The 12,526-nt window shown below is 31.7% G+C and carries 8 protein-coding genes; 7 read left to right on the top strand and 1 reads right to left on the bottom strand.

Features of this window, described 5'->3' with window-relative positions:
* The first annotated feature begins 49 nt into the window (after positions 1 to 49).
* The 4 genes from ABW637_RS03890 (at position 50) to ABW637_RS03875 (ending at position 9,590) form a co-directional block, all read left to right on the top strand.
* Positions 50 to 676 carry a hypothetical protein gene (locus tag ABW637_RS03890; RefSeq protein WP_367583320.1) on the top strand — a complete coding sequence of 209 codons (627 nt, stop codon included), beginning with the start codon at positions 50 to 52 and terminating at the stop codon, positions 674 to 676.
* A 139-nt stretch (positions 677 to 815) separates the two neighbouring features.
* Positions 816 to 4,811 carry an ATP-binding protein gene (locus ABW637_RS03885; RefSeq protein WP_367583319.1) on the top strand — a complete coding sequence of 1,332 codons (3,996 nt, stop codon included), beginning with the start codon at positions 816 to 818 and terminating at the stop codon, positions 4,809 to 4,811.
* A gap of 149 nt (positions 4,812 to 4,960) precedes the next feature.
* A complete protein-coding gene (locus tag ABW637_RS03880) occupies positions 4,961 to 8,962 on the top strand; it encodes a hybrid sensor histidine kinase/response regulator transcription factor (RefSeq protein WP_367583318.1) in 4,002 nt (1,333 codons plus the stop codon).
* A 271-nt stretch (positions 8,963 to 9,233) separates the two neighbouring features.
* Positions 9,234 to 9,590 carry a helix-turn-helix domain-containing protein gene (locus ABW637_RS03875; RefSeq protein WP_367583317.1) on the top strand — a complete coding sequence of 119 codons (357 nt, stop codon included), beginning with the start codon at positions 9,234 to 9,236 and terminating at the stop codon, positions 9,588 to 9,590.
* Positions 9,591 to 9,803: 213 nt separating this feature from the next.
* Here ABW637_RS03875 and ABW637_RS03870 read toward each other — a convergent pair whose 3' ends face one another.
* Positions 9,804 to 9,950, bottom strand: a complete 147-nt coding sequence (locus ABW637_RS03870) for a bacteriocin (RefSeq protein WP_367583316.1) — start codon at positions 9,948 to 9,950, stop codon at positions 9,804 to 9,806.
* A 213-nt stretch (positions 9,951 to 10,163) separates the two neighbouring features.
* On the opposite strand from ABW637_RS03870, the gene ABW637_RS03865 reads away from it, so the two are divergent.
* Genes ABW637_RS03865 through ABW637_RS03855 form a run of 3 tightly spaced genes read left to right on the top strand, consistent with a single transcriptional unit; the run spans position 10,164 to position 12,479 of the window.
* Entirely contained in the window at positions 10,164 to 10,559 is a 396-nt protein-coding gene (locus tag ABW637_RS03865; protein WP_367583315.1) for a DUF2721 domain-containing protein, read from the top strand.
* Entirely contained in the window at positions 10,543 to 12,045 is a 1,503-nt protein-coding gene (locus tag ABW637_RS03860; RefSeq protein WP_367583314.1) for a PAS domain-containing sensor histidine kinase, read from the top strand. The genes ABW637_RS03865 and ABW637_RS03860 overlap by 17 nt, the downstream gene beginning before the upstream one ends.
* A gap of 20 nt (positions 12,046 to 12,065) precedes the next feature.
* Positions 12,066 to 12,479: a response regulator gene (locus tag ABW637_RS03855; RefSeq protein WP_367583313.1), complete on the top strand. Its 414-nt coding sequence runs from the start codon at positions 12,066 to 12,068 to the stop codon at positions 12,477 to 12,479.
* Positions 12,480 to 12,526: the final 47 nt, after the last annotated feature.

The following is a 12,526-nucleotide window of genomic DNA, read 5'->3' as shown; positions in this document are numbered from 1 at the left end:
GTAATATAGCTCTTTATGTTTGTCATGATTAATTTATAAACATAAAACAATGAAAGTAATGACAATTGTAATGAGGAGTATGGTAATACTATTGTTATCGGCATTTATTTTTTCTTGCTCTGATGGTGAAGATGGTGCTATAGGACCCGTTGGTCCACAAGGAGAACAAGGTGCAGATGGCCAAGAAGGTACAGATGGTCAAAATGGAGCCGATGGAGCTACTGGTGAAACAGGGTCTGCTAATGTGATTTATTCGGATTGGTTTAATTCTAATTTCCCTAATAATAATAATGTTACTGGTACAACCGCTACATTTAGCATTACTGTACCAGAGATAGATAATACAGCAATACCTAGTACTGGTGTAATTTTAGTATATGGTAGAAACACAAGTCCCGGAGGGTCAAACATATACATGCTTCCAGCAGAGGTAGCTCTAGGTCGTAATGAGAGATATTCTTTTTTTGTTACAATTTCTATAAGTATTCCAACAAACTTAACAATTCAAGTAGATGGTATTAATGGAGACACAGACCCAATAGGTATTCCTCTTTTAGACCAATATAGGTACATTATGATCCCGGGAGGAGTACCCGGAGAAAAAAGCAGATCAATATCAGAGTATAAAAATATGTCCTACCAAGAAATCACGACATTATTTAATATACCAGAGTAAGAATTCATAAAAAGTTGTTTTTACAACAAGTCCCATTTTATTGAATATTCAATAAAATGGGACTTGTTATTTGTAAGATGTCCTAGGTTTACAGGTCAATTTTTAAACACAGATTATGCAATGGTGGTATCACAAACTCATGAAATATTATCATATAACACTTTTCATCTTTATCGGTCTTACCGCGCAAAGCCAGCAAACAAAAGATGCGTTTGATATTAAATCCATAAAGGAGGCAGGTATTCCTCCTACACAACATTATGAATGGGATAGAGACCTAGGGCTTTCTAAACCAAAAGGAATGCAACAACACCCAAATGGATTATTATATATTGCTTGTGAAGAAGGAATTGCAGAATTTGACGGATCCAGATGGGAATTAATATATAGAGAAGACAAAATTTCTAACTTCAGAATTTCAGATGATGGTTTAATATATATAATCACTTCTAAGGATTTTGGGGTTCTAAAAAAAAATACATCCGGAAAATATCTGTTTACATCTCTTTTTCCAAATTCGAATGATAAAAGAGAAAATCTAGGGTATGCCAGAGCCTGTTTTATTATAAAAAATAGCGTTTATTTTATATATTCTAAGTTTATTTTTCAGTTGAAGAACCAACAGGTTTTCTCATATGAAACCGATGGATTCATTATGAGTAGTTTCAAAATAGATGATACGATATATATTCATGATGCATCTTCCAAGGTTTTTACATTCAAAAATGGAGCGTATACATTGGTAGAAGGAACAGAGCAACTGTCAAAAAAAGTATTTGTTATAGGCACAAAAATAGGCAGTAAACTTCTAATCGGAGACAATTTGGGGCAATTTTATATGTATAGTAATAATAAATTGACCCCACAATTCAAGGTTCCTGAAGACATAGGTTTTAAGCCTATGTTATTTTTGCCATTAGATAACCACCGAATTGCAATAGCCACAAAAAGTAAAGGGCTACTTATATATAGTGTTGAAGGAGAGTTACTTTGTGTTTTGAATAGATCAAAGGGTTTATTGTCTAATAAGATCAAGAATTTTTTTCTCGATAAGGATAAGAATTTATGGGTGTTATACAAGGAGGGGGTTAGTAAAGTTGAAATCTTTTCTCCCTTTTCTTTTTATAATGACAAGAACGGTGTTAATGAGCAAATCGAATTTATTACAGAACATCATGAAAAGATTTATTTTGCTTCTGGTAATAATGTATATGAAATCAATGAGAAACAAGAAAACATACTTAAAAATCAAAAAATTAAAAACATACTTACCGCACAAAATGTTTATGTTTTCTCATATAATGATGTCCTCTTATTAACTTCTGCAGAAGGGTTGTATGCCTATAAAAACAATACGCTAAGTAAGCTTACAGACTCTTCATGTGTTTTTATAATTAAATCAGATGTACACGAAAATATACTTTATGTTTCGGGAGACAAAGGCATAGACGTATATACCGACTTGGGTAGCGACGTACCTCTAACTCGAAGATTTAGAAAATTTTCAGAAATCGTATTTTCAAAACCCCCAATGCCAGGGCTGAATACTGATTTTATGGAAAGTAAAAATGGAGATCTATTGGTTAATCTCAATTTTAGAGAGATTATTAAGATAAAAATTAAATCTATATTTCCTTTTCAATACACTCAGGAGTTTATGGATCTTCCTGTAAATGGTATTATCATTTTATACTCCTTAAGTGGTGAACCGGTTTTACTAATAGATGGTTCGCTATATAAATACAATATTGATACAGGTAAATTAGAAGAGCACTGTATAAACAGGGAGATAAAAAAATTAGACCTCAAACCTTATTTTATTGTTCAGAAAGATAGTCTATCAGACATTGTAATTAGTAGAGGGGTTAGGGGCAAAACAGTTTTGTTGAAAGAGAATTCTAAAGGTGATTACATCACCAAAAGGCCTTTTAAAAGATTTCCTGAATTCATTTCCTCTTATATTTTTCAAGATTCTAAAGGGATTCTATGGTTCGGAGGAGAACAAGGGGTAACCAGGTTTAATCCAAAATTAGCAAAGCAGACCAGGATTACCAATAAAGTTTTTGTGCGAGATTTTGGAATTTCAAACAAGGACTCTCTAATTTTTAAAGGAATAATAACAAATCATGATCATGTCCCCAAACTTGCTTATTCTGATAATTCTATAAAGTTAAAATATGCCTTTCCGGATTATAGCAATACTGAAAACAATCGCTTTAAGTTCATGTTAGAAGGGTTTAATAAGAAATGGTCGAATTGGACCTTTAACTCTGAAAAAGAATTTAATAATCTATCTGAAGGGACATATCGATTAAAAATAAAAGCCAAAAATGCATATGATCAAGAAAGCGCTACATCTTTTTTCACCTTTACTATATTGCCTCCCTGGTATAGGACCTGGTGGGTTTATCTGCTATATCTAATTGGGTTTGTCGGTTTTGTGACTATTGTTGTTATTTGGCGTTCTTCAAAACTTAAAAAAGAAAAAGAAAAACTTGAAACTACTATAAAAGAACGTACACAAGAAATTATAGAAAAAAATAAGCAGTTAGAAATTCAGGCAACAAAACTTAAAGAAATGGATAAGGTAAAATCTCGTTTCTTTGCCAATATTTCTCACGAATTCAGAACTCCCATTACCTTGATAAAAGGACCCGTTCAAGAATTCATTGATAATCATAACAAAGAGTTTGAGCTTACCAAAGCAAAAATGGTGAGCCGTAATGCAGATCGATTATTACAATTAGTAAATCAACTTCTAGATCTCTCAAAACTAGATGCAGGAAATCTGAAGTTAGAGGCCGAAGAAGCCGATCTTAATCACTTTTTAAGATCCTTAGGTTCTGCCTTTAATTCTTATGCAGACCAGAGAAATATCTCTTATGATATCGCTATTAGTCAAAATACATTAATAACGAGTTTTGATAAAGATAAAGTAGAAAAGATTGTGAGTAACCTCCTTTCAAATGCTTTTAAGTATACTCCAGATAACGGAGAAGTTAAATTCTCCTGTTCGAATGAAAATAATAAAATCAAAATTATAGTCTCTGATACAGGAATAGGAATCTCTAAAGAAAAACTATCCTATATTTTTGATCGGTTTTATCAGGTAGATGCTTCAGAAACAAGAGATCAGGAAGGAACAGGTATTGGGCTAGCTTTGGTTAAAGAACTTGTTGAACTTAACAAAGGAGTTATACATGTAACTAGTACTCCAGAACAAGGAACGGCTTTTACAGTACTACTACCATTGCCTTATATAAAACAAAATATAAAAACCCACCGCTACAATACAATTGGATTTACTATAAAGGATGATAATACTTTATTAAAGAACAATAATGATCAATCTAGTATTAAAGATGTTCCTATTATTCTTGTGGTAGAAGATAACAATGATATGAGAAAGTATATCATTGACTACTTAAAGAGTGAATTTCGAATTTTAGAAGCAGCTGATGGTCGTATAGGATTAGAAATTTCACAAAATGAAGTTCCTGATTTAATTATCAGTGATGTGATGATGCCAAAACTGGATGGTATATCCATGTGTAAACAATTAAAAGAAGATGAAAGAACAAGCCATATACCCATTGTAATGTTAACCGCAAAAGCAGAGCAACAAGACAAGCTTTTAGGTTTGGATATTGGTGTTGATGATTATTTAGTAAAACCATTTGATAACAATGAACTAAAGGCAAGAGTAAATAACCTGATAGAGCAGCGAAACCAATTACGAAAATTATATAGTCGACAGGTTATTTTAGAACCCAAACAAGTAATTATTAAACCTAAAGAAGAAGTTTTTTTAGAAAAAGTAATTGAATGTATAGAATTAAACCTATCAGACGATGGATTTGGGGTTCCGCAAATGCAAGAAATGTTATTGCTAAGCAAAACACAACTTCATCGAAAAATGAAAGCATTAACCGATATGGCTCCAGGTGAGTTTTTGCGTAATTATAGATTAAAAATAGCGGCACAGCTTCTAGCTCAGCAAAGCGACAATATAAGTCAAGTGGCCTATTCGGTAGGGTTTAATAGTGTGTCTTATTTTGCTAAATGTTTTAAGGTTTTTTATAGAGTTTCTCCATCAGAATATATAAAACTACAGATCCAAAATAAATCAAATTAGATATAAATAAACTTTTCTAAAATCAATGATAAAATCTTTTAGTTTTTGAAAAAGTAATATAACCACATGACAAACAAACTCATTATCCAATCTTATTTTTAGGTTACTTTTTAATAGTTTTTATATATTAATACTGCTTAACTAAGCTTATGAAATATTATACACTTATATTTTTTGTTTTAATAAGCCTCTTTTTGCACGCCCAGAAGATAAATCAAGAATTTGATTTAAATGAAGAAAGACAAGTTGGGGTTCCTCCTATACAAAACTACTCCTCTCAGGATTATATCGCAGGATCACAAAATTTTGCCGTTACCAAAAGTAATAATGGCTTAATGTATTTTGGCAACAGTAATGGATTATTAGAGTATGACGGCGTGTCCTGGAGAATTTTTCGTATGCAAAATACTGGGGCTGTTAGAGCTTTAGCAAAAACTGAAAATAATGAAATCTATGTAGGAGGATATAATGAATTGGGATATTTGAAATCAGATACCAAGGGCCAATTACAATTTGTTTCATTAAAAAAGTATCTTGATATAGATGACCAAGATTTTCAGAGTGTAATTAATATAAGTATTCTTGATGGTACTATCTTCTTTCAATGTAAAGAGAAACTACTGCTTTGGAAGAATAATAAATTTAGAGTCATTAGCACCAAAACTAAATTCAATCTATCCAAAGTGATTAATAATGAATTATACATTGTTGAATCAAACTGGGTGATCAAGAAATGGGTAAATGATACTTTTGAGACCTTAACCAGTGTATCACACCTTATAGATAAACAGATAACAGATCTATTACCCTATAAAACAGATGAATTGCTGGTACTTTCTCAATACAAAGGTTTATTTATTCTTAAAGAAAACAATTTGTATCCCTTTGGAGGTAGCGTTGATAAATACCTTAAAGAAAACGTTGGGATTAAAGGAATAAAATTAAATAACGGACTATACTCCTTCGCTACAAGGACAGGTGGGATTATAGTAATGGATAATTACGGGAGAGTAATACAGGTTTTGGATAAATCTGATGGTTTATTGGATAATACCATTCATGCCCAATTAGAAGGTCAAAAAGGAAGCTTATGGCTGGCTGCTAATAATGGGATTTCAAGAGTAGAATTACTATCTCCATATTCAATTTATGATAATAGACATGGGTTAGATGGATTTGTAAATAGAATATACCGGCATAAAGGTCAATTGTATGTCGCCAATTATAATGGTGTATTCTTTTTGGAAAAGAATACAAAGAAGAAAAAAAATGTATTTAAACCTATAAGAGGTATAAATTCTCAGGCATTTTATTTCCTACCCTTAGGAGATACTTTGATAGCCGCCTCACGAAATGGAGTGGATTTTATTGTTGATCATAAAGTTGTGAAGCGATTTGATTATCTGGGTTCTGCTCTGCTAAGATCAAAATTAGACAACCATCGCATATACCTTGGACTCAACAACGGATTAGCATCGATAAAATATGAAGATGGCAAATGGAAAGATGATGGTAGAATAAATGGTATCAAAGGTGATATTCGAAAAATAGTAGAAGATGATAATGGAGATTTATGGTTAGAATCCCAAGATGATGGTTTTTTGAAAGTAGATATGTCTATGGCGCATAGCAACAAAAATTTTCATAACCCAGTAGTGAAACTTTTTACAACAAATAAAGAGTTGCCTAAAGGAATATGGTTTTTACACGAAGTAAGAGGAGAACCTTTGTTTTCTATCGGCAGAAAACCATACAAATATGATAGTCTAATAGATAGTATTATCCCAAATCCTGCTTTGGGTCGATTATTTGGGCTAAAAAGGCAAATATCTGTTAAGAAGGAAGATGAAAAAGGAAATATATGGATGTGGGCTCAATTGGGAGATGATGAATTCAGGTCTCGAGTTGTCGCGATCAAGCAACATGACGATAGCTATATAATTAAAAAAATACACGATGAGCATACTCCTAAACCATTGGGGATATCTCTTTTGCCAGAAGACAATGGGATTGTTTGGTATGGTGGTAATGCAGGAATCGTTCGTCACGATATCAATAGCGATAACTATTATAAAAAGGATTTTAATTCGCATATTCGCAGGATAACCACCAATAAGGATTCTTTAATATTTGGAGGCACAAAAGTTGCAGGTTCTGATGTTTTTCTTCCCTTTCGATCAAATCAATTTCGAATTGAATTTTCGGCTACAAGTTTTGATGATGAATCCAAAAATATGTATCAATTTTATTTGGACGGTTTTGATAAAGATTGGTCACAATGGACTCATGAAACAAAAAAAGATTATACTAATATTCCTGAAGGCAATTATACTTTTAAGGTTCGTGCAAAAAATATTTATGGGCATCTAGGCAAAGAAGATAGTTATTACTTTACTATTCTTCCTCCTTGGTATCGAACCTGGTGGGCCTATCTATTATATGTAATCGGTGCAATTGTTTTTGTATCGATGGTCGTAAAATGGTATTCATCAAAATTACAAAAGGAGAAAGAAAAACTTGAAACTACTATAAAAGAACGTACACAAGAAATTATAGAAAAAAATAAGCAGTTAGAAATTCAGGCAACAAAACTTAAAGAAATGGATAAGGTAAAATCTCGTTTCTTTGCCAATATTTCTCACGAATTCAGAACTCCCATTACCTTGATAAAAGGACCAATAAAAGAGTTTATAGATAGTAACTCGGATAGATTAGATTTGAGTAAATTAACAATAGTTGAACGTAGTGCAGATCGATTACTAGAATTAGTAAATCAACTTCTAGATCTCTCAAAACTAGATGCAGGAAATCTGAAGTTAGAGACCGAAGAAGCCGATCTTAATCACTTTTTAAGATCCTTGGGTTCTGCCTTTAATTCTTATGCAGACCAGAGAAATATATCTTATACTGTCGCTATTAGTCAAAATGCATTAATAACGAGTTTTGATAAAGATAAAGTAGAAAAGATTGTGAGTAACCTCCTTTCTAATGCTTTTAAGTATACCCCAGATAACGGAGAAGTTAAATTCTCCTGTTCGAATGAAAATAATAAAATCAAAATTATAGTCTCTGATACAGGAATAGGAATCTCTAAAGAAAAATTACCCTATATCTTTGATCGGTTTTATCAGGTGGATGCATCAGAAACAAGAGATCAAGAAGGAACAGGTATTGGGCTAGCTTTGGTAAAAGAACTTGTAAAGCTTAATAAAGGAATTATACATGTGGCTAGCGCAACAAAACAAGGAACAGCTTTTACAGTACTATTACCGTTGCCTTATATAAAAGAAGGTATAGAAAATCTTGATCATGATACTATTGGATCGACAACCGAGAGCATTAAGACTTTATTAGAGCACAATGATGATCAATCTTTTGTTAAAGATGCGCCTATTATTCTTGTGGTTGAAGATAATAATGATATGAGAAAGTATATCATTGACTACTTAAAGAGTGAATTTCGAATTTTAGAAGCAGCTGATGGTCGTATAGGATTAGAAATTTCACAAAATGAAGTCCCTGATTTAATTATCAGTGATGTGATGATGCCAAAACTAGATGGTATATCCATGTGTAAACAATTAAAAGAAGATGAAAGAACAAGCCATATACCCATTGTAATGTTAACCGCAAAAGCAGAGCAACAAGACAAGCTTTTAGGTTTGGATATTGGTGTTGATGATTATTTGGTAAAACCATTTGATAACAATGAACTAAAGGCAAGAGTAAATAACCTGATAGAGCAGCGAAACCAATTACGAAAATTATATAGTCGACAGGTTACTTTAGAACCCAAACAAGTAATTATTAAACCTAAAGAAGAAGTTTTTTTAGAAAAAGTAATTGAATGTATAGAATTAAACCTATCAGACGATGGATTTGGGGTTCCGCAAATGCAAGAAATGTTATTGCTAAGCAAAACACAACTTCATCGAAAAATGAAAGCATTAACTGATATGGCTCCAGGTGAGTTTTTGCGTAATTATAGATTAAAAATAGCGGCACAGTTAATTTGCAAAAACAAAGACAGTATAAGTCAAATAGCATATTCAGTTGGGTTTAATAGTGTGTCGTATTTTACTAGATGTTTTAAATCACTTTTTGGAGCTACACCCACCGAATTTGTAAAAGAACAATCCCAAAAAGAATAAGAGAACAGAAGTAACTATTCCAAATTATTTCTTCTAAGGCACTTTAGGAACTATAATTATAGTTTTTGGAACTATCCTGATACTGCCTAAAACTATTCGGTAATACTTTTATACTATACGTTTTTCTAGGTGCCCGAGTATGCATGAAACCTTTATTAACCTATACACTCTATTATTCACAAAGGATTTTTTATTACTCACTATTATGCGCCTTGGTTTAACAAATAAAAGGAAGTTTTTTTCTGATGTTGAATATTAAAATAATAATGCTATGTACACACATAATGCTCATTTTAATAATTTTATTACGCTACTTAAGACTGAAAAAATTCATTTAAATCCAGCATTGAATCTTGATATTGTTGCAGACAAGCTTAATATAAGTGCCAATTATTTATCTCAAATCATTAACAAGAATACCGGAAAAACATTTTGCGAAATAATTGGCAAGCTTAGAGTTGATGAAATCAAGCAAATGCTGGATAATAATCAATATGAAAAATATACCTTACTTTCTATTGGTCTTGAAGCTGGGTTTAATTCTAAATCAGTATTCTACAGAACATTCAAAAAGTTTACCAGAATGACACCTTCAGAATATAAAGAAAAACTGGTGTATAGTATGTGATTGGGCAATAGAAAAAGATTCTTTTTTTGCTATATCCAAAAGAAACCCGAACAGAAAATAATAAGGACTGCACTTATAATTTAAACCCTGTGACAATTAATTATCACAGGGTTTAAAGTAATTAAAAACATAGGGCAACAAAGGGGTAATTTTCGTATTCCGTTTAAAAAATGCCTTACCTACTTATTGTCCACAACATATTTTTACAAAAAATCAAGGAGATGTCTGCGTATTATCTAACCTCATAAACAAATTGATCTGTTTATGAGTAAATAGGTTTCCTGTTGTAGAAGTACCTATACCTCCCCCAATAATTTTTGCTAATGCCTTTTTTTCAATTGTTTTAAGAGTTGATTTCATAAAAAAAAGATTTTTGTGTTTATTTATGTATTGAAAGTATAAAAAACGTAGAACTTCAAAAAATTATACATGTCCCATCTTTTTGAATTAAACTACTTACAGCTAAAGCATTAAGCCTTGATGCATTAACGGATTGAATAGATACTTGTCCCTACAAATTGACATTTGTGTTGTCTTTTAATTTATATTAGAGGCAATTAAAAAACTCGTATTATGACCCTTACCATGAGCATTCCGGCATTGCTGTTTCCTGCAATATCTCTAACTATGTTAGCATATAACGCAAGATATTTGGCTATTGCCGCATTGATCAGGCAATTGCACAAAGAATATTTAGATTCAAAATCTAAAAACATAAGACTACAAATCACAAATCTTCGAAAAAGACTATGGTTGATTAGAAATATGCAGGCCATAGCAATTATTAGCTTTCTTACCAGCGTGATCACCATGTTTTTGTTATATGTAGAGCAAAACAATTGGGCTAATATTGTATTTGGGATTAGTTTATTTTGCCTTATGATTTCGCTTTTTTTATCATTTATCGAAGTTCAGATTTCTACCAAAGCCTTGTCAATCAGACTAGATAGAATTGAAGAGAATACCTAAGAAATTCTTATCTTGTTTGTTTAATTATTCTTTAATGCTTCAGAATGAACTTTTTAACAATGTAATACAGGATTTCAATGCAGGATATTGGGAGTTATATGGTGATCCCGATAGAGAAGTTTGGTCAGAAAAATTCTATGATACCATAGGGTATTCAAAAGAAGAATTATCCTCAACTCTTGACTATTTTTTGGGACATTTACTTCATAAAGAAGATGTAGATGTATTTAGAGACAATTTTCTCAACTATAGAAAGAATAGTATAAATTTTAAACAGCATATTAGAATTCTTTCAAAACAAGGAGAGTACAAACTGTTTAGATGTGCTACGAATGATGAATTACCTGTAAACATAAAATCTGAAGTTAATCTTATCTTTTTTTTCGAAATAAAGTTAGAGCCAGAGCAAAATATTACGAAAGACAATTTCTACTATAAAGAAACTGCCCAAATGACCGCCACAGGTAGCTGGTATGTAGACTTTCATAAAAGGAAAAGTTATTGGGATTTTGAAACCAGAAGAATTCTAGAATACCCAGATGATTACATCCCTTCTCTTAAAGATTCTGCCATTTATTATGCAGAAGACTCCAGACAACAAGCGGCAGACTTGTTTTTTAATTGTGCAATGGTGGGCACACCTTTTAATACCGAAATCAAAATGGTTACGGCTAACAAAAGAGTATTTTGGGTAAGAGCAATAGGAAAACCGGTATACAATGAAAACAAAGAGATTATAGGAATACGAGGTGTTTTTCAAGACATAGATGATATAAAAACTAAAGAATTAAGGCTTCAAAAATCTATAGATATAATAGCTTCTCAGAATTCTAGGTTATTTAACTTTGCGCATATCGTATCGCATAACTTAAGATCCCATACCAGCAATTTATCGTTACTGGTTCAACTCATAGAAGGCATCGATAACCCAGAAGAAAAAATTGCGCTAATAGATGAAATCAAACAAATATCCTCTAGTCTAAATACAACTATCGAACACCTTAATGAGATCGTTACTATCCATACCAATAGACATGAGGAAAGAAAGCTGGTTAAATTTCAGAATGCTTTAAATCTAGTTATTAATGGTATAGGCCGAATGGTTTCTAAAAGCAAGGCTAAAATCGAAGCTAATTTTAAAGAATTTGAAGAAATTAAATACATTCCTGCATATTTAGAGAGTATTCTATTAAACCTCATAACGAATGCTATTAAATATAAACACCCAGATAGAGATCCAGTTATACACATTACTACATATATCGAAGGAAATAATCGATATTTAAAGGTTTCGGATAATGGAAAAGGAATAGACATGAAGCTATTTGGAGATAAAATATTCGGAATGTATAAGACCTTTCATTACAATAAGGATGCCGTTGGAATAGGATTGTTTTTAACCAAAAACCAGATAGAGTCATTAAATGGTAAAATTACCGTAGAAAGTGAAGTTGATACAGGAACTACATTTATAGTTGAATTTTAAAAAACTAACATCCCCGCAAAATGAGTCACAAAATTGGATTAGCATGCATCATTGATGACGATAGTATGTATGTGAATCTTGTAAAAAAGATTATCGAAGCAAAAAATCTTTGCCAAAATTTAATGGTATTTCAAAACGGAAAAGATGCCCTTAATTATTTTGAAGCAATTCTTACCAACTTAGATCAAACTGCAATACCCGAGATTATCTTTTTAGATTTAAACATGCCAGTCATGGACGGATGGGAATTTCTAGAGAATTTTATTAAAATCAAAAATAATTTCGGAAAAACAATTACCCTTTATATAGTAAGTTCATCTATCAATCCCGTTGATGTAGAAAGAGCAAAAAACATTAACTCTGTTAAGGATTATCTTATAAAACCAGTTACAATAAAAGACTTAGAGTCTATATTTTTAAATGAATCAACATAAAAAAAGACCTCACAAAATGAGGTCTTTTTTATTTTTTTGTGACACTA

It is taken from the genome of Aquimarina penaris, from assembly GCF_040786285.1.
Classification (GTDB): Bacteria; Bacteroidota; Bacteroidia; order Flavobacteriales; family Flavobacteriaceae; genus Aquimarina.
The sequence above is the reverse complement of the archived record's forward strand: the minus strand, read 5'-3'. Positions and strand labels throughout refer to the sequence as shown.

Excerpts from the sequence above, each read along its gene's own strand:
- ABW637_RS03890 (WP_367583320.1), top strand. The coding sequence starts at position 50 with ATGAAAGTAATGACAATTGTAATGAGGAGTATGGTAATACTATTGTTA.
- ABW637_RS03885 (WP_367583319.1), top strand. The coding sequence starts at position 816 with ATGAAATATTATCATATAACACTTTTCATCTTTATCGGTCTTACCGCG.
- ABW637_RS03880 (WP_367583318.1), top strand. The coding sequence starts at position 4,961 with ATGAAATATTATACACTTATATTTTTTGTTTTAATAAGCCTCTTTTTG.
- ABW637_RS03875 (WP_367583317.1), top strand. The coding sequence starts at position 9,234 with ATGTACACACATAATGCTCATTTTAATAATTTTATTACGCTACTTAAG.
- ABW637_RS03870 (WP_367583316.1), bottom strand. The coding sequence starts at position 9,950 with ATGAAATCAACTCTTAAAACAATTGAAAAAAAGGCATTAGCAAAAATT.
- ABW637_RS03865 (WP_367583315.1), top strand. The coding sequence starts at position 10,164 with ATGACCCTTACCATGAGCATTCCGGCATTGCTGTTTCCTGCAATATCT.
- ABW637_RS03855 (WP_367583313.1), top strand. The coding sequence starts at position 12,066 with ATGAGTCACAAAATTGGATTAGCATGCATCATTGATGACGATAGTATG.